Origin of the sequence: Paenibacillus sp. 22594, from assembly GCF_052044425.1 — a bacterium.
Taxonomy (GTDB): domain Bacteria; phylum Bacillota; class Bacilli; order Paenibacillales; family Paenibacillaceae; genus Paenibacillus_AQ.
The window spans coordinates 618,331-639,134 of record NZ_JBQENA010000004.1 but is presented as its reverse complement, the minus strand read 5'-3'; the positions used below and the strand labels follow the sequence as shown (position 1 = coordinate 639,134).

At 52.1% G+C, this 20,804-nt stretch carries 22 protein-coding genes; 16 read left to right on the top strand and 6 right to left on the bottom strand.

Going from position 1 to position 20,804, the window contains the following annotated elements; all coding sequences use genetic code 11:
- The first annotated feature begins 1 nt into the window (after position 1).
- Entirely contained in the window at positions 2–322 is a 321-nt protein-coding gene (locus ACTJKB_RS16990) for a YciI family protein (RefSeq protein WP_440835536.1), read from the top strand.
- Positions 323–381: 59 nt separating this feature from the next.
- Here the strand turns inward: ACTJKB_RS16990 and ACTJKB_RS16985 are convergent, their stop codons facing one another.
- The 4 genes from ACTJKB_RS16985 to ACTJKB_RS16970 all read right to left on the bottom strand — a co-directional run bounded on the left by ACTJKB_RS16985 (position 382) and on the right by ACTJKB_RS16970 (position 4,586).
- On the bottom strand, positions 382–1,839 hold the full coding sequence (locus ACTJKB_RS16985; RefSeq protein ID WP_440835629.1) for an amidase family protein: 1,458 nt from the start codon (positions 1,837–1,839) through the stop codon (positions 382–384).
- Positions 1,840–1,909: 70 nt separating this feature from the next.
- Positions 1,910–2,404 carry a hypothetical protein gene (locus ACTJKB_RS16980; protein WP_440835534.1) on the bottom strand — a complete coding sequence of 165 codons (495 nt, stop codon included), beginning with the start codon at positions 2,402–2,404 and terminating at the stop codon, positions 1,910–1,912.
- 95 nt (positions 2,405–2,499) lie between these two features.
- Entirely contained in the window at positions 2,500–3,918 is a 1,419-nt protein-coding gene (locus ACTJKB_RS16975) for an ATP-binding protein (RefSeq protein ID WP_440835533.1), read from the bottom strand.
- The gene (locus ACTJKB_RS16970; protein WP_440835628.1) at positions 3,906–4,586 is read right to left on the bottom strand and encodes a response regulator transcription factor; all 681 of its coding nucleotides are present in this window, start codon (positions 4,584–4,586) and stop codon (positions 3,906–3,908) included. Before ACTJKB_RS16970 ends, ACTJKB_RS16975 begins: the two co-directional genes overlap by 13 nt.
- Positions 4,587–4,769: 183 nt before the next feature.
- Between ACTJKB_RS16970 and ACTJKB_RS16965 the strand changes: the two genes are divergently transcribed.
- The 9 genes from ACTJKB_RS16965 to ACTJKB_RS16925 all read left to right on the top strand — a co-directional run bounded on the left by ACTJKB_RS16965 (position 4,770) and on the right by ACTJKB_RS16925 (position 13,771).
- Positions 4,770–5,486: a YceI family protein gene (locus ACTJKB_RS16965; RefSeq protein ID WP_440835532.1), complete on the top strand. Its 717-nt coding sequence runs from the start codon at positions 4,770–4,772 to the stop codon at positions 5,484–5,486.
- A gap of 243 nt (positions 5,487–5,729) precedes the next feature.
- On the top strand, positions 5,730–6,119 hold the full coding sequence (locus ACTJKB_RS16960) for a (deoxy)nucleoside triphosphate pyrophosphohydrolase (RefSeq protein ID WP_440835531.1): 390 nt from the start codon (positions 5,730–5,732) through the stop codon (positions 6,117–6,119).
- Between the two features lie 46 nt (positions 6,120–6,165).
- Positions 6,166–6,495: a nucleoside triphosphate pyrophosphohydrolase gene (locus ACTJKB_RS16955; protein WP_440835627.1), complete on the top strand. Its 330-nt coding sequence runs from the start codon at positions 6,166–6,168 to the stop codon at positions 6,493–6,495.
- Positions 6,496–6,542: 47 nt separating this feature from the next.
- The gene (locus ACTJKB_RS16950) at positions 6,543–6,893 is read left to right on the top strand and encodes a DUF1648 domain-containing protein (protein ID WP_440835530.1); all 351 of its coding nucleotides are present in this window, start codon (positions 6,543–6,545) and stop codon (positions 6,891–6,893) included.
- 122 nt (positions 6,894–7,015) lie between these two features.
- Positions 7,016–8,962: a BglG family transcription antiterminator gene (locus tag ACTJKB_RS16945; RefSeq protein WP_440835528.1), complete on the top strand. Its 1,947-nt coding sequence runs from the start codon at positions 7,016–7,018 to the stop codon at positions 8,960–8,962.
- Positions 8,963–9,202: 240 nt separating this feature from the next.
- Complete coding sequence (locus ACTJKB_RS16940; protein WP_440835527.1) at positions 9,203–11,170, top strand: fructose-specific PTS transporter subunit EIIC; 1,968 nt, start codon at positions 9,203–9,205, stop codon at positions 11,168–11,170.
- Positions 11,171–11,356: 186 nt separating this feature from the next.
- A complete protein-coding gene (locus ACTJKB_RS16935) occupies positions 11,357–12,358 on the top strand; it encodes a Gfo/Idh/MocA family protein (RefSeq protein ID WP_440835526.1) in 1,002 nt (333 codons plus the stop codon).
- Positions 12,359–12,444: 86 nt separating this feature from the next.
- Positions 12,445–13,371, top strand: coding sequence for an ADP-ribosylglycohydrolase family protein (locus tag ACTJKB_RS16930; protein ID WP_440835525.1), 927 nt, complete (start codon positions 12,445–12,447; stop codon positions 13,369–13,371).
- Between the two features lie 160 nt (positions 13,372–13,531).
- Entirely contained in the window at positions 13,532–13,771 is a 240-nt protein-coding gene (locus ACTJKB_RS16925) for a MerR family DNA-binding transcriptional regulator (protein WP_440835523.1), read from the top strand.
- A 15-nt stretch (positions 13,772–13,786) separates the two neighbouring features.
- Here ACTJKB_RS16925 and thyX read toward each other — a convergent pair whose 3' ends face one another.
- Positions 13,787–14,494, bottom strand: coding sequence for an FAD-dependent thymidylate synthase (gene thyX / locus ACTJKB_RS16920; protein ID WP_440835626.1), 708 nt, complete (start codon positions 14,492–14,494; stop codon positions 13,787–13,789).
- Positions 14,495–14,689: 195 nt separating this feature from the next.
- Between thyX and ACTJKB_RS16915 the strand changes: the two genes are divergently transcribed.
- The 6 genes from ACTJKB_RS16915 (at position 14,690) to aroB (ending at position 18,920) form a co-directional block, all read left to right on the top strand.
- A complete protein-coding gene (locus tag ACTJKB_RS16915; protein ID WP_440835522.1) occupies positions 14,690–14,980 on the top strand; it encodes a hypothetical protein in 291 nt (96 codons plus the stop codon).
- Positions 14,977–15,726 (top strand): WecB/TagA/CpsF family glycosyltransferase, encoded by a 750-nt coding sequence (locus tag ACTJKB_RS16910; RefSeq protein ID WP_440835520.1) that lies wholly within the window; start codon positions 14,977–14,979, stop codon positions 15,724–15,726. Before ACTJKB_RS16915 ends, ACTJKB_RS16910 begins: the two co-directional genes overlap by 4 nt.
- A 13-nt stretch (positions 15,727–15,739) precedes the next feature.
- Entirely contained in the window at positions 15,740–16,588 is an 849-nt protein-coding gene (locus ACTJKB_RS16905; RefSeq protein WP_440835519.1) for a GNAT family N-acetyltransferase, read from the top strand.
- Between the two features lie 21 nt (positions 16,589–16,609).
- Positions 16,610–17,098, top strand: coding sequence for a GNAT family N-acetyltransferase (locus ACTJKB_RS16900; RefSeq protein ID WP_440835518.1), 489 nt, complete (start codon positions 16,610–16,612; stop codon positions 17,096–17,098).
- Positions 17,099–17,323: 225 nt separating this feature from the next.
- A complete protein-coding gene (locus ACTJKB_RS16895) occupies positions 17,324–17,665 on the top strand; it encodes a hypothetical protein (protein WP_440835517.1) in 342 nt (113 codons plus the stop codon).
- A gap of 112 nt (positions 17,666–17,777) precedes the next feature.
- Positions 17,778–18,920 carry a 3-dehydroquinate synthase gene (gene aroB, locus ACTJKB_RS16890; RefSeq protein WP_440835516.1) on the top strand — a complete coding sequence of 381 codons (1,143 nt, stop codon included), beginning with the start codon at positions 17,778–17,780 and terminating at the stop codon, positions 18,918–18,920.
- 105 nt (positions 18,921–19,025) lie between these two features.
- Here the strand turns inward: aroB and ACTJKB_RS16885 are convergent, their stop codons facing one another.
- A complete protein-coding gene (locus tag ACTJKB_RS16885; protein ID WP_440835515.1) occupies positions 19,026–20,705 on the bottom strand; it encodes an ABC transporter substrate-binding protein in 1,680 nt (559 codons plus the stop codon).
- Positions 20,706–20,804 lie beyond the last annotated feature (99 nt).

The window sequence follows — 20,804 nt, the reverse complement described above, 5'->3', positions numbered from 1 at the left end:
AATGAGTTCTGTTAATGGCGGAGAGGATATTTGTTATGTCATTATGTTAAACCCCACCCCGCAGGACCGGAGGGATATAGATATCATCCGGGCGCATGTCAAGCATTTGCAGGAGCTCGAACGCAGCGGACAGCTGGTCATGTGCGGACCTTTCAGCGACAGTCCGGGCGGCATGGTCATTATTCGTGCAGACTCCCGCGAAGAAGCGGAGCGGATTGCAGAGCGCGATCCGTACATTCTCACGGGAATCCGCAGCTATGAGCTGCGCACCTGGGAGCTGTCACATGCAGGCAACCGGCATATGGGCATCGCGAAGGAATAGAACAACAGCTCTCCTCACAGAAACGATACCGTCCCTCAGAAGGACGGTATCGTTTCTGTTTATATGAAGCTTTGCAGGGAAGGTGCTTGGCGGACCTTGTAATTCTGCTCGTAAGCATATGCCAGCCGGATCAGTACCGGCTCCTGGTAAGCCTGCGCCGAGAAGGTGACCCCAAAGGGAGCACCGGCAGAAGTGTAGCCGGAAGGCACAACGATGGAAGGATAACCTGCCCTGGAGGTGATCCTTGCACCGAAATCCGCCGGGAACAGAAGCGCGTCAAGCTGATGCTCCTTCATCGTGGCGTCAATGCCAAGCTCCTTGCAGAGCCTGAGATCCGTTGCCCGGTCGCGCAGATATTGCGGCTCAGTGAACGTGCCGGAGGAGGTGTACTCGGCATCCATCAGGGTGGCTTGCCCGTATTTCAAGGTCTCCATGGGATGTGCATGATTGAAGTCGATAATATCCTTCAGCGTGCGCATTCTGGCTCCCGGGCCGAGAGCGGCCAGATACGCGTTCAGCGAGGTTTTGAATTCGTTCAGCACGACGGAGGAATAACTGATCTCGCGTGCGGTCCGGATCTCTGCCGGATCAATGATGGTGGCGCCAAGCTCGCGCATCCGGTCCACCGAGGCGTTGAACAGCGCCAGCTGCTCATCGGTCAACTCCTCAAAATAGTAATCCCGCGGAATTCCAATCCGTGCGCCTTGCAGCCCATTCGGGTCTAGGAAGACGGTATAATCCCCATGCAGACGGCCTGCACTTGTCCCCATGGCGGCATCTCTGTCGTCCTTCCCCAGCATTGCGTTCAGCAGCAGTACCGCATCGCGGACCGTACGTGCCATGGGTCCGGCAGTATCCTGTGTATTCGAGAGCGGCAGAATGCCGGAACGGCTGATCATCCCCACCGTCGGCTTGATGCCGATGATGGAGCCGAGATTGCCTGGATTCAGAATGGAGCCTGAGGTTTCCGTACCCACGGACACTGTGCAGAAATTACAGGCCACTGCTACCGCAGAGCCGGCGCTGGAGCCGCCCGTCGGCGTGGATATATTGTAGGGATTCAGCACTTGTCCACCGCGTGAGCTGTACCCGGACGGCATGCCGTTCGTCATGAAATTGGCGAATTCAGTCATATTGGCTTTGCCTATAATGACGGCGCCAGCTTCGCGCAGCTTGGTGACAATATAAGCATCTTCTCCGGCAAAAGAATCCGCCAAAGCCAGCGAGCCTGCACTGGTGTGCATTTTATCGCCAGTGTTGATATTGTCCTTCACTAAGACAGGTATACCATGCAGCGGCCCCCGGGGGCCTTGCAGCGAGCGTTCCACATCCAGAGATTCGGCAATGAACAGGGCATCGGGATTGATCTCCAGAACGGAGTTGACCGTCAGCCCGCTTTTGTCATGCTCGGCGATACGTTCAAAATACATGAGGACTAATTGTCTGGACGTAATTTCTCCGGTTTCAAGCGCAGCCTGAATCTCCGGAATAGTAGCCTCTACGATTTCAAAACTCATGCGGTTCACGCTTCTTTCCCTGTGGAATATGGCTTTTTTGTCTATAGGGTATTCAGGTCCTTCTCGAATCCTAGTCCTGCACCTGGGTAAATCCTTCTTCCGCCAGATATTCCTCAGCTTCTTCAAGCGTCTCGAAAGCCATCTCCAGCTGAAGCCCGGCGTAGAGATACCACAGGTCATCCTCCGGCTTCAGGGTAAGCGTGTGTCCTTCATCATTCGTCCACAGTGTCTGTGCTCCGGCTGTCTGCTTTTTCTTTCTCTTGCCAGGTGCCGGTGCCTCGGGGATATACATAGACAGTGAGGTGATGGACGCCTCCAGCAGGCTGCGCAGTTCGGGCTCCCCGTAATCACGGATGTTCACCATGCCCTTGTCATCGGTCTCATAGCCGCGCAGCAGTCCTGCATACACAAACCCGTTGCCATTCGGATGCAGATGGAAGGCTACCGTTTTCTTCTCATGGCGGCTTTCCTCATAGTGGTAGTTTACCCGGCCCAGCGATACATTTCTCCGCTCAAGCTGGGGGTAGGAATCAAGAATAGCCAATTTCTGTTCAAAAGTAAGCATATGCAGCCTCCGGTTTACGGTTTCAATTTCAGTCGCCCTGATTATACCATGCCGTTCCCTTCAAGGACTATAATCCGGACTGTACCCTCAATGGTCTACCGGCATAGAGGCAGGGTGATTACAAAAGCGCAGCCCTCCTCCGGTCTGTCGCCGAGCCGCAGGCTTCCGCCCATGGCTTCGGCAAGCAGGCGGCTGAAGGTAAGGCCGAGTCCAAGGCCCCGGAGTGTGCTTTGTTTGTCACTGCTGCGGAAGAAGGCTTCGAAGATCCGCCCGCGGTTCTCTTCAGAAATGCCCGGCCCATTATCGGTGACGGTAATCACGGCATATCCCTCCGGATTCGCCTCTAGGCGGAGGGTCAGCTGAAGGGCATGCCCCGTCGCCTTGGCCTGTACGCTATTGTTGAGCAGATTGACGAGAATCTGCTGGATTCGCAGCGGATCGCCCCGCAGGAATAGGGGCAACTCCGGCAGCTGCAGCTTCGGCTCACATACCTCCTCCTTCTGGGTCAGCTTCCACTGATAGACGACCTCCTCCAGTAGCGGAACGGCATCGAGCCTGTCATGACGGATGGCGACAATACCTGCAGCCAGGGCGTTGTAATCCAGCAGATCCGCGACCATACGCTGCAGCCGTCCGGCCTCCAGCAGAGCGATGTCGAGGAATTCACTGGCTTCTTCGCCTTCCACAACGCCCTCACGAACCGCATGCACCAGCCCCTTGATGGAGGTGACAGGGGTTTTAAGTTCATGGGAGACCCCGGCCAGCATCACCGCCCGGGACTGCTCGAACTGCTGAAGCTTGCCTGCCATCTCCTGGAAGGAGAGCAGCAGCTCGTGAATTTCCCGCTCCTTGGCCTCCGTCTTCAAGATGATGTTGTATTCACCGCCGCTGATCTGCGAAGCAGCGGCGGCAACCCGCTGAATCGGCTTGGCCAGCTTAATGGACAAGAGATAAATAGTCAGCCAGCTTAAGAGGATCAGGAAGAAGATGAGAATCGAGAAGAAGGTAATCTCCTCACGCGGAATGAACCGCAGGGATCGTTTGGACTGCAGGACCACGACCTGCCCGAGCGTTTCGCCGTTTCCTTGAATCCGGGCACCAGCCGACTTGAACTCCGGGCTGCGCGCCGCGCTCAGGCTGTCGTTGAGCTCGTAGCGCATCTCCTTGTCAGTCATCGTCGGCTGGGAGAACAGCAGCTCCCCTTTCGGTCCGGTGATAATGACGCACATTTCCTGCGTCAGTTTGAAGAACCGCTTGCGGTCCTCGATCAGCTGATTCAGAGCCGGGGAAATACTCAGGCTGCCGTCCGCATTCACGCTGCGGTCGGCAATCTCCTGCGCGAGCAGACCGGTGGTTTGCATCCGGTTGTTCATTGCTTCCTGCTGAATCCACCAAAAGGTCACCAGCGCGGTGAGCAGGAGACCCGTGCCGATAATCAGCAGGTAGCGGACCGTCCAGTAGGAGAGGATGGAGGTGTGTGTGTTGCGCGGCTTCTTCAACTTCAGGTGGTCCATAATTGATACCCCGTTCCTCTAAGCGTGCGGATTTCGCCTTCTTCGGCAGGCCAGTGCGACAGGGCCTGGCGCAGCCTCTTGATCGATAGGTCCACAGCCCTGTCACTTCCCTCATAATCCATCTCCCACACATGCTCCAGCAGCTGATCCCGCGTACAGATCTGATTCGGGCGCTCCGCAAGGAAGAGCAGCACCGACATATCACGCGGGCTCAAGGAAACCTCGGCTCCGTTCAGGAACACTGAGCGTGCGCCAAAATCAATAAACAGGCTGCCATAATGGCGTTTGCGGCTGCCGTCGGACCACTGGGAGGGGCGCCGCAGCACCGCATGTACACGGGCCACCACCTCCTCAGGAATGAAGGGCTTGGACATGTAATCGTCGGCCCCTCCGTCCAGTCCGGCCAGCCGGTCGTGAATAGAGTCTCTGGCCGTCAGCATAATCACAGGACAGCTGCTTTTCTCACGGATCAGACCCAGCAGCTCAAAGCCATCCATATTCGGCAAATTGATGTCGAGCAGAATCAGTGAAGGCGGAGCCACCTCGAAGGCCTTCAGCGCAGTGCGTCCGTCTGCGGCGCGGGTGATCTGGAAGCCCGCTTTTTTGAGATAAGCGCCGAGCACACGGGCAATGGCCTCCTCATCTTCAACAATCAGAATCGATTTCATCATCTATAGACAGTCTCCTTACAGCAACTTAGATTCTTAAGTTCACTCTATATAGTTAAAATTACGACAATTTTACCACAATACAGATGGGGGTGCTTTGACTTATTCCCGACATATTGCTCTGCTAGAATGGGAACCAAGCCATACCGGGCAATACAGAACCATTTGGATGGAGGAAACAGGATGAAGAAAAAAACAATCGCCATCGTCGCTGCTGGAGTCGTCATTGTAGGAGCCATCACCGCATTTTCCTATTTGAATAACAGCTTGGGAAATAATGTTAAAATCGAGTCCGTGATTCCGACACAGGAGCAAGGTGCAGCAAACGGTACGAACACAGCGAACGCGGCAGCATCGCCCGCAGGAGCAGCCGTTACAGCAGAACAATTAAATGGTGCCTGGAACATCGCCGACACCTCGAAAGTATACTGGTCGGTAACGACCTCCAAGGAAACTGTCAATTTCGTGGACCCGTCAGTTACGGGAACCTGGAACGTGAACCTGGACGATGCGGGGGCGATGACCGGAGAAGGCACCGTGGAGATGAGCGCCCTTGATTCCGGCAACGGCCAGAGAGACGAGCATGTAAAGGGAGCAGACTTCCTTTCTGTAACAGAATTTCCGCAGTCCACCTTCGTCGTGAAGTCTTTCTCGGAGCTGCCTGCGGAATGGACGGAGGGCACGGCGGTACCCGTCCAGCTGCAGGGCACGATGACCGTAAAAGGCACTACAAAGGATGTCACCTTCGACAGTCAGGCCGTATATAGCGGCGGACAGCTTATGCTCTCGGGCACAACTACCGTAACTTTTGAAGATTTCGGTATGGCCAACCCGCACTCGATTGTGTTAGACACCGAAAATAATCTCGAGGTCCGCCTGGAGCTTGTACTATCGAAATAACAGGAACACTTCAATAAAATAAGCTTAAGACTCTTCCCGGCAACCGCATCTTTGTGGTTCCCGGGAGGAGTTTTTTTGTAAATATAAAAAAATTTATGTTTCACGCTATAAATTATCCTTATATTTCTCGCTGAAACGGATACCGTCCTTAAAAGGACGGCGAAGCCGTTTCCACTTGTTTTACTGGATATCCCTGCTGCACCGGGGTATATTTTTACCTATAGCCTGAAGGAGGGAAGCTCCATGATTGAAGTGGCGGCAGCGATTATACATAATGCAGAAGGGCAGATCCTGATCGCACGGCGGCGGGAGGGCAAATCGCAGGCCGGATTATGGGAATTCCCGGGCGGCAAGCTGGAGGACGGCGAAGAGGTGCCGGACTGTCTGCGCAGAGAGCTGATGGAGGAGATGAGCATCACGATTCTTCCTTACGCGGCTTTTGGAGTGAATGAGCATGACTATGGCGGATTCAAGATCAGGCTGATTGCCTGGGAGGCTGAATTTCTGGAAGGCCAAATCAGACTGAGTGACCATGATGCTTTCCGGTGGGTGGCCGCGAATGAGCTGGACGCGTTTGCTTTTGCTCCGGCGGATATCCCTTTTGTGCACAGACTGCTTGGTCCATTACAGTAAACCGGATAACAGACGATAGAATATACATAGGAAGGAGCTGTTTCATCTGCCTGAGTACCATAAGCTTGTGCGTGACGGCATACCGGAGCTGATTGCTGCCGGGGGGCACTCGTGCATTACAAAAACACTGAAGCATGAAGAGTACATAGACCAGCTGCGTGAGAAATTGCGTGAGGAAGCGGAGGAGTATTTCCGTGAGGACAACGACAGGCTGGCACTTGAAGAACTGGCGGATCTGCTGGAGGTCATTCGGGCGCTGGCAGCCATACACGGGGGGAGCCCCGAGGTTCTGGAGCAGATCCGTGCAGAGAAGGCGGAACGCCGCGGCGGATTCCAGGAGCGTATTTTTCTGTTACGGGTAGAGGATGGCAGCTAGCGGCGTACCAGATGGTTCTCGTTCAAGCTATAGGAGGTTGACAATTCATGTTCAAAAGCAGACTGACCATGCTCTTAAGCAGTGCTGCCGCGATTGTACCGATTGTGCTGTATTTCTATCTCTACCCGCGGATGCCCGATTTTGTACCGATTCATTACAACGGGGCCACGGCTGACCGGTTTGTGGATAAATGGAGTGTCGATGTGGCTCTGCTCTGTCTGCTCAGCTGGTTCGGCTTCGGTTTTATGCGGCTGCTTCAATTCATATTGCAAAAAATGTTCCTGAACAGTTATATCCATAATGTGGCGTTCATTCACCGGATCTGGAATGCGGCGACATTGCTTGTGACGGCCGGGTTCGCCGCGATTAGCGTCTGTGTCCTGCTCGCTATGGTCTAGCGGTATGCTCTTCCCCGAAAATTTTATTAACAATCCGATATTGTAGCTATAATAAGGAATAAAGAATAAAACCTATTCTTTCAACCCTTTCGGCTAAACTAAATTGAATATGGGAGAGCAGAATGAACAAGAGGCAGACAGAGATTATTCGGAATTTGTTAACCGAGCCAGACCGCTTATGGCTGGTGCAGGATTTGGCGGATCAGGCCGGCTGCTCGGACAAAACCATTCGAAGTGATCTGAAGGTCATTCAAAAATATATGAACAAGCACTCCACAGCACAACTTGTGAAAAAACCGGGGCTGGGGATTTATTTGGAGCTGGGTGAAGGAGACCAATCTGTTTTGCTTCAGCTGCTGTATTCAGAGGAATATGATACCGAGCATGAATCGGATGAAGAAAGAGTCCTGCATATCGCCTACCGGCTTCTGATGAACGCCAGTCCAGTGACCACACAAGATCTTGCTGCTCAGTATTACGTGAACAAAACGTTAATCCGCAGAGATCTGGAGAAGATTGAGCACTGGCTGCATCACCTTGATCTAGCGTTAATTATCCGGCCCCGCATAGGGCTTATGATTAAAGGCACCGAAAAAAATAAACGTCTGGCCCTTGCCAGGCTGAACCAGCTGATTGACAGCCCTGAACTTACGGGACAATGGATGCGCAAGCAGTTTGAATCGCATGAAATTGCGGCTGTAAATCATGAATTGAAAATATTTCAGGAACAGCACCGGCTCTTTTTTACGGATGAAACCTTCGAAGGGCTGATGCTGCATATTCTGCTTATGGTCAAACGGACAAAGCTAAACCAGCCCATTTCGCTCTTGGAACAGGATATTGCCTTCCTGCAGGAAAAAGAAGAATATGCTTGGGCTGCAGCATTTTTGCAGCAACTGCATAAGCTGTTTTCGGTCTCATTCTCACGGGAGGAAACAGCTTATCTGACCCTGCATTTGCTTGGCGGAAAGTTTCGCTATGGGCAGGAGGAGACAGAGGGGAGACGGACTCTGCTGGCGGACAGCCACCCGCTTCTGCCGGAATTGATCAGACAACTGGTCAAGCGGATGTCGGAACTGAATATGATAGAATTCTCCAGTGATCAGGTACTCCTGAATGGACTCAAGGTTCATTTGTTCACTACCCTTAACCGTCTCCAGTATGGCCTGAAGCTATCTAACCCCATGCTGGCCGATATCAAAAAGATGTATCCCTACATGTTTGACCGTGTTATTGAGGCACTGGAGGCGGCAGGCAAAGCCATAATGCAAACGTTTCCGGAAGAGGAAGCCGCCTATGTCACTCTGCATTTTCAAGCTTCTGTTGAACGGCTGCAGCAGAGCGAGAGGCAACCGCAAAAGGCTATTATTGTGTGTCACATGGGCATTGGAATGTCTCAATTGCTCCGTACAAAAGTGGAACGCAAATTCCCGTCTGTGCATGTAGGAGCAACTCTATCCAAAGCAGAGGTCAGAGGATATCTGGCCTTACATGACGTGGATTTGGTTATATCAACTGTGGCTCTTCCTGAGGACATCAAGCATATAATCGTCTCTCCGCTTCTGGAAAGCAGGGATGAGCGTTTGCTGGAACAGTCCATTCGACGGTTGGATGAGCCGGACCATGCGGTGGAGGAATCTGTCTTTCTAAAGTATACGACCCCGTTTCTGGTCTATCCCCAGCAGGAGGTGCAGCATCCGGAACAGTTAATTGCCAAACTGGCAGGAATTCTTGAACAGAAGGGCTATGCGGAAGTAGGCTATGCGGAAAGTGTGCTGGCGAGAGAGAAACTATCCAATACTACCATTGGCGGAGGAGTGGCTATCCCGCACGGGAGCTCGGAGTATATCAGAGAATCTTCTATTGTAATTGCTGCGCTGAAGCACCCGCTGTCATGGGGGAACGAAACCGTGCATCTGGTGTTCCTGCTGGCGGTCAAGCATGATGAACGGGAAGAAATGCGGCTGCTGTTCAGAGAATTGTCCCGAATAAGCGAGCAGCCTGCACTGGTCAGCGCGTTGGCCAAAGAAACGGATGCGATGGTCCTGCTCCGAAAACTGGGCAGATAAATTGCCAATTGAATAATCCTTAGGAGCAGGGGTGTCCCAAAAAGCCATGAAGTGGCTGCTTGGGGCATCCTACTTTTTTGGAGCAGGCTGGACCTGGGTACTTGTGCGGGATGGTAACATCTTTGGCAGTATTAATCCGTTTTTCCGGAAGTTCCGGTAAAAAGTTTGTCCGATATCCGAGGATAAGGTGGATATAATTTAAAATGTAAGCGCTGATAAAAGTGGAAAGGGATGATAGAAATGAAAATATTAGCGATAACCTCGTGTCCTAACGGCATTGCGCATACCTATATGGCAGCTGAGAATCTGCAGAAGGCAGGCAAGAAATTAGGCATTGAAATTAAGGTTGAAACACAGGGCTCCATCGGCGTGGAAAATGCGTTGACCGAGGAGGAAATTCGTGAAGCTGACGGAATAATCATTGCAGCGGACAAAACGGTAGTAAAAGACCGGTTTGTCGGAAAAAAACTGCTAGTTGTCGGAGTGCAGGATGGAATCCGCCGTCCGGAAGAGCTGATTCAGCGGGTTATGAAAGGCGAGGTACCTGTGTACCAATCGCAGTCTCGTTCTTCCGACAGCCGTCCGGGTGAAAAAGCACCGAAACAAAATCCGATTTACCGTCATTTGATGAATGGCGTCTCCTATATGGTACCCTTTATCGTCATTGGAGGGCTGCTTATCGCCATCGCATTGACGATTGGCGGTGTGAAGACACCGGGCGGTCTAGTGATCCCGGAAGGCTCCATTTGGAAGAACATTCAGGATATCGGGTCTGCTGCATTTACTTTCATGGTGCCTATTCTGGCGGGATTTATCGCAATGAGCATTGCAGATCGGCCAGGACTTGCTCCGGGGATCGTCGGCGGATTTATCGCCGCCAACGGAAGCTTATATGGCAGTGAAGCGGGAGCGGGGTTCATCGGCGGGATTATTGCCGGCTTTCTGGCGGGTTATGTAGCACTCGGCATCCGCAAAATCAAAGTTGGCCGGGCGTTGCAGCCGATTATGCCCATTATAATCATCCCCGTGCTTTCTTCCCTGATTGTGGGTTTGATCTTTATCTTTTTCATCGGATCTCCCATTGCCCATTTGTTTGAAGTGCTAACCGGCTGGCTTGCCGGCATGCAGGGAACAAGCTCGATCCTGCTGGCTTTGATCCTGGGAGCGATGATCTCCTTCGATATGGGCGGTCCGGTGAATAAGGTAGCCTTTCTGTTCGGATCGGCCATGATTGGTGAAGGGAATTATGAAATTATGGGGCCTATCGCCGTAGCCATTTGTATTCCGCCTATCGGGATGGGACTGGCTGCAATGATCAACAAACGCAAATTTGCATCTGCCGAGCGTGAAGCCGGCAAAGCGACATTTACCATGGGGTTGTTTGGTATTACTGAGGGTGCAATTCCATTTGCGGCCCAGGACCCGCTGCGCGTGATTCCAAGCATCATGGCCGGATCAATGGTTGGATCGGTAATTGCGATGCTGGGGAATGTAGGGGACAGAGTAGCCCATGGCGGACCGGTTGTAGCTGTGCTGGGGGCTGTTGACCATGTTGTTATGTTTTTCATTGCTGTTATCGTTGGATCTGCCGTAACAGTGGCCATGGTGAGTCTGCTGAAGCGGGACGTTGCCGTTGTGGCGGAGAGTACAGCAGTAGAGGCGGTTGCCCCGGAAAGCTTGGAAAATGTTCACCAGGTCAAGCCTGCCAAAACCTCTATAGCTGCTGACGTGGAAACAACTCAGGACCGTCTTGAGAAACTGACGGATATTTTAACACCAGACCTAATTGAGCTGAATGTAGCGGGAGCCACAAAGGAAGCCGTTATTGATGAAATGATTGCAATCCTGGAAAGAAACGGGGCCATAAGCTCTGCGGGTGATTTTAAAGAAGGGATATTGGCCCGTGAGGACGAAAGCTCTACAGGCATCGGTATGAATATTGCTATTCCTCACAGTAAATCAGATGCGGTCCTGAAGCCAAGCGTGGTTTTCGGCATCAAGCAGGATGGAGTGGATTGGAACAGTGTAGATGGCAATCACGCGAAGCTGGTATTTATGATTGCCGTACCGCGCAGCAGCAAGGGGAATGCGCATTTGAAGGTGCTGCAAATGTTGTCCCGCAAGCTGATGGATGATGATTTCAGAGAAGCGCTTCTTGCGGTTACGACGAAGGAAGAGGCTTATCAGTTACTTGGGCAGGTGCACTAATTTAGCCGGCAGAAGAGCAGATCCATACTATGCTCTTCTGGTTAAGCAGAACATATACAGGCTGGCGATCCCTTATGCAGGGGACACCGGCCTGTTTGTCTGTATCTCTCGCCGAGCCTGTACGCGCAAGGTATAGTTTGATAGAATCAAAAGTACCTTATGGCCAAAAACAAGGAGGATTCATCAATGACAATCGATAACGCTTACAAGGTAAAATGGGGAATTCTCAGCACCGGCTGGATCGCGCACCAGTTCGCAACCGATCTGGCTCATGCATCGAACGGGATTGCCTATGCTGTAGGTTCACGCAATCAGGAAAGCGCCGATGAATTTGCCAAAAATCACGGTATTCCTGTAGCCCATGCCACGTATGAAGATTTGGTCAATGATCCGGAGGTGGATGCGGTTTATATCGGGACGCCGCATCCTTTTCATAAAGACAACGCGCTGCTTGCGCTGCGTGCCGGCAAGGCGGTGCTCTGCGAGAAGCCGTTCACGGTGAACAGCGGCGAGCTTGAGGAGCTCGTATCCTATGCCCGCGAACATAAGCTGTTTCTGATGGAAGCCATGTGGAGCCGGTATATTCCGGCCAACGTCAAGGTCAGAGAATGGGTTGCCGCCGAGCGGATCGGAGACGTACGGATGGTGAAGGCAGATCTAGGCTTCCGTGCCGAATGGAACCCGGAGAGCCGTCTGCTGAACCCGGCACTGGGCGGCGGGGCGCTGCTGGACGTTGGCATTTATCCGATATCCTTTGCATCCATGATCTTTGGGCCTCACCCTGAAAAGGTAGCCAGCACTGTACATATGGGTGAAACGGGAGTAGATGAGCATTTCTCGCTGCTGCTGTCCTATGGCGATGGCAAATCGGCTTCCCTGAACGGCGGAGTGCGCCTGAATATGCTACAGGAGGCTTATGTGTTCGGAACAGAAGGCCATATTGTGGTTAAAGGCTCGTTTATAAACCCGAAATCAGCTGAGCTGTATGTCGGCGGCGAGCTTGTGGAGACCTTTGAGGATGACCGGGCTTCCATCGGGTATGCCTTTGAAGCCGAGGAAGTGGGACGCTGCCTGCAGGCAGGACTAACGGAGAGTCCCGTGCTGACGCTGGATGAATCGGTAGCGATTCTGAAGCTGCTGGATCAGGTGCGCGCAGAGTGGGGGCTTGTCTATCCCGGTGAAGAATAAACCCGGATAGATACGTGGACATGATGATTACCTGCTCAGTAAGGGACTCTCGTTAATGCTTAGAAGAGGAATGCAGGAGGTGTAACATGGTACTGGATGTGGATCGTTATCAAGGCTGCCTGCAAGGGCTGGCAGCGGGTGATGCACTGGGAACCACCGTAGAATTCAAGGCTCCGGGGACCTTTGCGCCGCTGGAGGATATTGTTGGTGGAGGGGTGTTCCGTCTACAGCCGGGTCAATGGACAGACGATACTTCGATGGCGCTGTGCCTGGCGGACAGCTTGCTTGCGTCCCGGGGATTTGATCCCGCCGACCAGCTGCGGCGGTATGTCCGGTGGTTCCGCGAAGGCTATCTGAGCAGCACGGGAGAGTGCTTCGATATCGGGAACGCCACACGCTCAGCGCTGATGCATTTCGAGGCCAGCGGCGAAGCCTGGAGCGGGTCGGAGGATCCGCATGCTGCCGGGAACGGCTCGATTATGCGGCTGGCCCCGGTGGTCCTTTATTATGCTGAGGACCCGGCTGCCGCCATAGAGTACGCTGCGCTCAGCTCGCGGACGACCCATGCTGCTGCAGAATGTGTGGATGCCTGCCGCCTGATGGCGGCCTATATCCTGGCCGGGCTGCAGGGGTGGAGCAAGCAGGAGATGCTGAGCCCAGGCGCCTTCGGCGGCTGGCTGCACGAGGGGACGTTGTCCGGCAGCATTCTGGACATTAAGCACGGTTCCTACCAACGCAAGGCTCCGCCGGAGATTAAGGGTTCCGGTTACGTGGTGCAATCGCTGGAAGCAGCCCTTTGGGCGTTCCACCAGTCGGCCAGCTTTGAGGAGGGCGCGCTGCTGGCGGTCAATCTGGGCGATGATGCTGATACTACCGGTGCTGTCTACGGCCAGATTGCCGGAGCTTATTACGGCCTCGGCGGCATCCCTGCTCGGTGGTCTGACAAGCTTACCCTGCATGGGCTGATCAGTGATTACGCCGGACGTTTGTTTACGGAGCGGGCGGGAAGATAAGCAGATATAGCGTAAGGGCGAGTGGATAGAGCGTAAGAATGAGTAATAGTACGTGTGGAAGCTCTGCAGCTGCGGAGCTTTTTTGTGCTGCTTGGCAAATGGGGGATTCCTTCTGCAGTGTGAACGGGTTCCTAGGAAAACTGAATCCACTCTCCAGCCGATGAATAGTGGGAGTTATGCAAGTAGAATAACGTATCTCAAACGGAGGGGGAACAGGCATGGAAGGAATGACACCGGCGAACTGGCTAAGCGGACCGGGCTAAGCATGGCAACTATCCGCTACTATGAGGACAGCGGCATTCTGCCGTCCCCGAGCGGATTGCAGCGATGCGTTCCATTCAGAAATTGCTTGCCGGACTGCTTCAGACGCCAAATGAAGAGGTTCACGGATAAGGAGTAATAAGCAATAAGCCTGTTATTTGGACAGCAGTTCTTCCACGGCAACGGGGAACAATGATTTTACGATATCAAGGATCGCCTTCGCGTAGTCCTGGATTTCCTTTTGGGCATCATGCTCCAGCCGCTGGTTCAAAAAATGGGCAACGGACTGCAGGGACGCCGTCCAATACCAACGCACGTACAGGCCATAAGCCGCAAGGAACAGTCTGGCCTGCTCGGCGCATATGCCGTCAGCTAGAGCAGCCTCGTATTTGTGTATGCCCAGTTGGACGTATTCCATGAGCTCTTGCGTATATTTCTCACCTAGCTCCCAGGCTATCAGGTCACCGCTGCCTTGTTTGGAGTTCTCCGGTGCGCCTCTCCACTGTCCGGCAGAGGGAATATAAAAAGCGGGTTCTTCTGTAATATACCTGCGGCTCGATTCATTCCACGCCTCCAGGCTATCTCCGGTGCCTTCATAATGGGCTGAACCTACTACGTATTTCCACCACTGTCTGGCGACCATGAGCGGGGCATAAATTTCCAGCTGGATTACGGCATGTCTGAAAGGCGAGGTGTGGCCTTCCCGTGCGAGAAACTGAATCAGCCGGATATCTTTTTCCGTCAGTGCTTCAGATTGTTTGGCATAGGATACGCGCGCGGCATTCACAACGGTCAGATCGCTGCCCATATGGTTAACCAAGCGGACATACCCCTTGTCCAGTACGTTAATATGCAAAATTATTACCTCCAATTATAGTAAGCTCTCTAATTCTTATTCTGGAATGTGAGGGCTCTTTCCTGCAAATGGAAGTCTTACACTTATCTATTCCCAACACACATGGTATAATTTCCCTTATGACGGGCTTGCATCAGAGAGATTGCGGAAGAGACAGGTCTGGCGGAACACGCGCTTGCCGGTCTGGAACTCAGGTACATTGTGCATAGAATCAAGGATGAGAGCGAAATCCGCATACAGTACATTTTTATAGGAGAGGTACAGGCTGGCAGCAGACTGATGGAGAGTGATGAGGGACGGCTGATGTGGGTGGATTGCGGCAACGTAATGAACCAGCAGGTTACAGCCTCTACCAAAGAGGTCATGGGGCACTACCTTGAAACGGGAATACATAGTCATAAAACTTATATCGGCACTATGCACGGCATACAGGGACAAGCTGCAATGAGCTGGGCAGTGCTGGAAGATTGGGAAAGCAGGGTGAGTCTATGAACGGAACGGTGAGTATTTTGGGTGTGCCATTTTCCAAGCTGACGCTTAATGAGACGATCCTTCATCTAACTGAACAAATCGGGAACCGGAGCGACAGGCTGTTTCATCTCATTACCGCCAACCCGGAAATCACACTGGCGAGCCAGACGGACGAGTTGCTGCAACACATTATCCAGTCAGCGGATATGATTGTACCGGATGGAATCGGAATTGTACTGGCTTCGAAAAGAAAAGGGGAAGCCATCCCCGAGAGAGTAACGGGATATGACCTACTGCTGAAACTCTTGGAACAGGGGGATGAGCGGAGCTGGAGTTTTTATTTTTTGGGTACGGATGAAGAAACAAGCAGGCAAGCGGTTGAAAAGATCACGCACAGCTACCCTGGAGTCAGGATTGCCGGCAGGCATCATGGATTTTTTGACGGAACTGCAGAGCCTGGGATTATTACCGACATTCAGCAGGCCAAGCCGGACATTCTCGTTCTTGCGATGGGTGCTCCGTACTCGGATAAATGGCTTCATAAACATAAATCGGAGCTTGCCGGAGTGAAGGTGGTTTTTGGCGTAGGGGGTAGTCTGGATGTAATTTCGGGAAAAATGAAGCCCACACCGCCCGTTTGGAAAAAACTCAACCTGGAGTGGGCGCACCGCTTGCTCTTTTCTCCCGTTGCCAAAGGGCAGAAATCGCGTTGGCGCAGACAATCTGCGCTACCGAAGTTTATATACCGGACGATGATCCGGAAATGAAGGAGAAGTAGAGATGAAGCAAGAGAACAGCAAACCAATATTGCAGCTGGTTTCGCTAATTTCAACGGGAGCAGAGGATTTTGTCAGAGATGCTTTTGCCAAACAGAAGGTAACGGTTGTGTACCATGAAGAGTCCGGGGATAATCAGGGAGTGTTCTGTTTGGCAGAGGATGACGATTGCGTCATTGCTTATGCTGCTTTTATTCGAACGGACGGGATCGGCTCATTGTTGAAAGTGATAGAAGACAGTATTAAGCCGTACATAGCAGAAGAGTGCAGAGAATTGTGCTGTAATGTATACGGTGAAAATAAAGAAATTATTGAATGTATAAGATCGCTTGGTTTTGCCTCGGATATGGAGGGGTATCAGCTCAAGTATGACTTATCCTCTCCGGGCTCATTGGATGATACTTCTGTATTGTGGGAGCGGGGGTTCACACCGGATATGCTGGAGCCGTTTATTGTTTTATTTGACGGGGCCTATCATCAATTGCTTCAAGACAATGGATGGGAGACAGACCGGTACCGAAAAGACCCTGAGCACTTTCTGAGAGCACTTACCCGGTATGAGTCGGCTGAGGGGGTCCGATCCTTTTGGCTGCAGAGTCAATTGGTGGGGGCGTATATTTCGGAAGGTCAATATATCCGTGATGTCGTTGTTGCTCCTGAATTTCAGAACCGGGGATTTGGGCGTATCCTCCTGCAGAGCTGTGTTAACCGTATGAGCAGTTTGCTGCCCGGGGGACCGATCTATTTGCGGGTGGCAACAAGCAACCAGGGGGCTAAACGATTCTATGAAAGAAATCATTTTGTGGAATGCTCTTTTTTTGCCGAGCATACATATCCCCGTCCAGATTGTTAAGTAAGGAAGGAGAGATGCCGGATGATTCGATTGTGTGAGAAGAAAGACGAGGAGAACATGTACCGGATTATCAACGATGCCGCTAAGGCATACCAGGGGGTTATTCCGGAGGACCGGTATCATGAACCGTATATGAGCAGAGCTGAACTCGTTCACGAAATGAAGGATGGGGTCGTTTTTTGGGGATTTGAAGACAATGGAGAACTGTGCGGTGTGATGGGGATTCAGGACAAAGGCGAGGTAGCCTTAATCAGACATGCCTATGTCCGAACGGCCCAGCGTCAAGGCGGGATTGGGACAAGACTGCTAACGCACATCACAGAACGTACAGATAAGCCCATCCTGATTGGCACGTGGGAAGCGGCAGATTGGGCGATTTCCTTTTACACTAAGAATGGTTTCAATCTTGTGCAGCCAGACGAGAAAAGAAATCTGCTGAACCAATACTGGAATATCCCGGAGCGGCAGATCGAAACGTCTGTTGTTCTAAGCAATAAAGGCTGTTATTAGAAGTAAGGATATCTTATACTAGAAGACCTTAATGTATGGCATAAGCGGCATATTCGTGGATGGCATGGGGAAGAATATCCTTTCGAAAAAGGAGGGAGTACCATCAAAAAACCACTGTTATGGATTTGTGTCCTGCTGCTGGCTGTTATATTTCCAGTGGCCGTACAAGCCGCACCCCCAGAGAGTAAGTATCCTTGCAGTCTCATACTGAGTGCCAAAGAAAACATGCCGGTCAACGCCAAGGGTGTAGCTCTGGTTTATCGTGTACTTAGGGATGTCGGAGGTGAGCGGACAAGCTTGAGCATTCACGCCCAATTCTTACCGGATCCAGCCTCCTTAGGAAATTACGACAGGTATGAGGGATTTGCTCAAGTGGCGGGTGAGATCAGCTGGCGATTCCCTTTGCATCCGGCTCCTGCCGGAACGGAGAATCCAACCTGGGCTGGCCGGATTGATGATATCACAGGTCCGCTGGAGCGTGCTTCCATACAGGTCCGTCTATCCAACTCTACAACGAATACACTGGGTCCCATCGTTCTGGAGAGTGTTATGAGCAAGTGTAATTGATGCTAATATCGCTACTCGATAAGTAAAGCATGCAGGGAGAAGCAGGAGAATTTTCCACTTCGGGCGAATTTACTCTACATCATGTCCAAGTCTGGGGAAAAGAGGTTGTGCCATGTCCCGAAGCTTTCAGGTTGTACTAAAGAAGGTAGTCGATCACTCCTATGCGATTGAGATTGGTGAGCGGCTGTTTGATTCGCTGATTGAGGATTTACAGCAGGGGCTAGTGCCGAATGTAAGCAAATATGCAATTATTACGGATTCCACAGTGGAACCGCTCTATGGACGGCCTTTGCTTGAACGGCTGCGTCAAAACGGTTTTGAGGCGGACTTGTTTTCTTTTCCGGCGGGGGAGACCTCGAAAACCCGGGAAACCAAGGCCCTGCTGGAGGATCAGCTGCTGCAACGAGCTTACGGGCGGGACTCTTGCATCATCGCCGTGGGCGGCGGAGCTGTGACCGATCTGGCCGGATTTCTGGCCGGAACCTTTGGGCGGGGTGTACCGAGCCTGAATTATGCAACCACCCTGCTGGCTGCTGCGGATGCGTCGGTCGGCGGCAAAACGGGTGTAAATACGCCGGTGGCCACGAATCTGATCGGTGTTTTCCATCAGCCGCGCAAGGTATACATAGATTTAGCTGCTTGGCGCACCCTTCCGGCCCGTGAGTTCAGAAGTGGCTTGGCCGAAACCATCAAGCATGCCTGCCTGGGGGATGCCGGTTTTTTCAGCGATCTGGAGGAGAATCTGGGCAAGGTCATTTCGGATCGCGGGCAGCTGGTGCTTGATGCCGGAGTTTGTGAGCGGATCGCGCTGGCTAACTGCCGGATCAAATACGAAGTAGTGGAGCAGGACGAGCATGAGAGCAATCTGCGGCAGATTCTGAATCTGGGCCATACGGCCGGCCGGGCACTCGAAGCGGTAAGCGGTTATACGCTGCTGCATGGAGAGGCCGTTTCGGTGGGGCTGGTGATCCAGGCGAAGCTGGGAGTGAAGCGGGGGTATATGACCGAAGAACAGGCAGAGCGCGTGATTGCACTGCTGAAGAAGGCCGGATTACCGACGGATATTCCGGATCAGATCCCGAACAGACAACTGATGGACAAGATGTATACGGATAAAAAAGTGCGTAGCGGCCGTATCCGGTTTGTGTTCCAGGACGGTATCGGGGCGATGAAGCGTTTTGCAGACGGCTCGTATTCGGTTCCGGTTGAGGAAGCGGAGGTTATGGAAGTGCTCGAGGAGATGCGTCAATTGTAGGCTTTGAGGTCCAAAGCAAAGGCAGGACCCGGCAGCATTCATGGCTGCCGGGTCCTGCCCGTTTTAATTATATACTGCTCTACTGAAATTATTCCCGACTTCTAATTATTTGGCAGATACGGATTTGTACCAATCGTTGACTTCTTTCGTGATTTGGTCGCCGCCGTTAGCTTTCCAGTTGGTGACGAATTCGTCAAATGCATCAACCGGCAATTTGCCGTAGATGATTTTGTTGAAGGTTTCCATCTCGGACTGGCGTAGCAGATTCCACTTGGAGACCATGGTCGGTGTAGCTGCACCTGTGAAATAGTTTTGCTTGCGGATATCTTTCTGTGACATTACGATCTTGGCGGCTGCCCAGTTTTCCGGCTTGCGGAACTCAGCCATTTGTTTCTCATAAGGGGTTACCGGTTTTTCGCCGTCTGCCAGCTTAACGAGTGTTTTCATGTACAGATCAGGAATACGGGCCGGACCGGTCAGGAACGGGAACTCATTGTTGAAGTCCTTAATCTTCTCTTTATCGCTGGTAGGCTGGCCATTAATGATATCCCAATCGTAGCCCTTGGCAAAGCCGTATTCATATGGGCTGCCTGCGGTCGGATTCGCCACGTTATCGAGCAAATAGTTATAGTACAAGAAGATAGCTTCCGGATGCTTGGCATCTTTATTGATCATGATACTGGCATTTACACCGGAATTCTGCCATTTGGTGCCGATCTTGCCATCAGGTCCGGCAGGAATAGGGTAGGCTTTGTACTTAGATCCCGGCACATTCTTGAGCAGATCGGGAGCGGGCCAGTCTGGAACCCATTGGGCTCCCGGCAAAATGCCTGCCGTGCCTTTGGTCCAGCTCTCAGCGGATTTCGCTTCATCCCATAGAGCGGAGTCGGCATGGATATAGCCTTTATCCATCCATTCCTTCAGCTTAGCAAGGGCTTGCTTGGCACCCGGGTTCACAGAACCATATTCCAGATTGCCATTCGCATCCATGTTCCATTGCTCCTCGATGGTCCCATAAGCTCCGAATAGCCAGTCGAGCGAGCCCATCCAGGTGTTTGTGTTATTTTTCAGCGAAATGGCCAGTGGATACACTTTATCGGGAGCCAGACCGTCAGGGTTCTGATTCTTGAATTTGTCCATGATATTGTCTAAGTCGGCAATAGTCTTGGGTGCCTTAAGATTCAGCTTCTCCATCCAGTCCTCACGGAGCCAGAGCAGGGTATCGTCATTGTCGGTATATTCCATGATCGGCATATTGTATTTCTTGCCGTCTCTCATGAAAGGATACCAGAGCTCAGGGTGTGCAGCAGCATGGTCTTTCAGTGTCTTGTCGGCGTATTTGTCAAACAGCTCATCAATCGCAATGAACTGGCCGGAATCAATCAATTGATTAGTCAGTACAGGATTGGTAGGTACAGATACGAAATCCGGAAGCTTCTCGCCCGAGGAGATCGCAAGCTGAAGCTTTTGCCGGTATTGGTCGTCATTCGCGGGATACCAGGTATCTTTATGCTTGATTCCCAGAGTCTCCAGCATCCAACGGTCATGTACATTATTTTCCTTCGTGTCGCCATGGGCGTACTTCTTCGGCATAAGTACTGAACTGATCTCAATCGGCGGATCGTATTTGCCTTTGGCAAAGGCTGCGTCGGCTTCAGAGGTAGTGGCACTATTGGAAGCGGCATTGTCTTTGGGTGCCTTCTCATTGGATGTTCCGTTACAGGCTGTGAGTGTGACGAGAGCTGTGACAGCGAGCAACGAGCCTAATTTTTGGAATGTATTCATTCATCATGTCCCCCTACTGTGTATGATGCTTACATGTGTACTGTACCAACTTTGAGGGGAGTGCATCTATATGAGTTTCTTAGTTTTGATAGGACTCTA

Bases quoted from the DNA above. Each gene is read 5' to 3' on its own strand.
- aroB (WP_440835516.1), top strand. From the start codon at position 17,778: ATGTCCCGAAGCTTTCAGGTTGTACTAAAGAAGGTAGTCGATCACTCC.
- ACTJKB_RS16895 (WP_440835517.1), top strand. From the start codon at position 17,324: ATGCCGGTCAACGCCAAGGGTGTAGCTCTGGTTTATCGTGTACTTAGG.
- ACTJKB_RS16985 (WP_440835629.1), bottom strand. From the start codon at position 1,839: ATGAGTTTTGAAATCGTAGAGGCTACTATTCCGGAGATTCAGGCTGCG.
- ACTJKB_RS16885 (WP_440835515.1), bottom strand. From the start codon at position 20,705: ATGAATACATTCCAAAAATTAGGCTCGTTGCTCGCTGTCACAGCTCTC.
- ACTJKB_RS16960 (WP_440835531.1), top strand. From the start codon at position 5,730: ATGATTGAAGTGGCGGCAGCGATTATACATAATGCAGAAGGGCAGATC.
- ACTJKB_RS16990 (WP_440835536.1), top strand. From the start codon at position 2: ATGAGTTCTGTTAATGGCGGAGAGGATATTTGTTATGTCATTATGTTA.
- ACTJKB_RS16970 (WP_440835628.1), bottom strand. From the start codon at position 4,586: ATGAAATCGATTCTGATTGTTGAAGATGAGGAGGCCATTGCCCGTGTG.
- ACTJKB_RS16965 (WP_440835532.1), top strand. From the start codon at position 4,770: ATGAAGAAAAAAACAATCGCCATCGTCGCTGCTGGAGTCGTCATTGTA.
- ACTJKB_RS16900 (WP_440835518.1), top strand. From the start codon at position 16,610: ATGATTCGATTGTGTGAGAAGAAAGACGAGGAGAACATGTACCGGATT.
- ACTJKB_RS16910 (WP_440835520.1), top strand. From the start codon at position 14,977: ATGAACGGAACGGTGAGTATTTTGGGTGTGCCATTTTCCAAGCTGACG.
- ACTJKB_RS16945 (WP_440835528.1), top strand. From the start codon at position 7,016: ATGAACAAGAGGCAGACAGAGATTATTCGGAATTTGTTAACCGAGCCA.
- ACTJKB_RS16925 (WP_440835523.1), top strand. From the start codon at position 13,532: ATGAATAGTGGGAGTTATGCAAGTAGAATAACGTATCTCAAACGGAGG.
- ACTJKB_RS16940 (WP_440835527.1), top strand. From the start codon at position 9,203: ATGAAAATATTAGCGATAACCTCGTGTCCTAACGGCATTGCGCATACC.
- ACTJKB_RS16935 (WP_440835526.1), top strand. From the start codon at position 11,357: ATGACAATCGATAACGCTTACAAGGTAAAATGGGGAATTCTCAGCACC.
- ACTJKB_RS16975 (WP_440835533.1), bottom strand. From the start codon at position 3,918: ATGGACCACCTGAAGTTGAAGAAGCCGCGCAACACACACACCTCCATC.
- ACTJKB_RS16930 (WP_440835525.1), top strand. From the start codon at position 12,445: ATGGTACTGGATGTGGATCGTTATCAAGGCTGCCTGCAAGGGCTGGCA.
- ACTJKB_RS16950 (WP_440835530.1), top strand. From the start codon at position 6,543: ATGTTCAAAAGCAGACTGACCATGCTCTTAAGCAGTGCTGCCGCGATT.
- ACTJKB_RS16905 (WP_440835519.1), top strand. From the start codon at position 15,740: ATGAAGCAAGAGAACAGCAAACCAATATTGCAGCTGGTTTCGCTAATT.
- ACTJKB_RS16980 (WP_440835534.1), bottom strand. From the start codon at position 2,404: ATGCTTACTTTTGAACAGAAATTGGCTATTCTTGATTCCTACCCCCAG.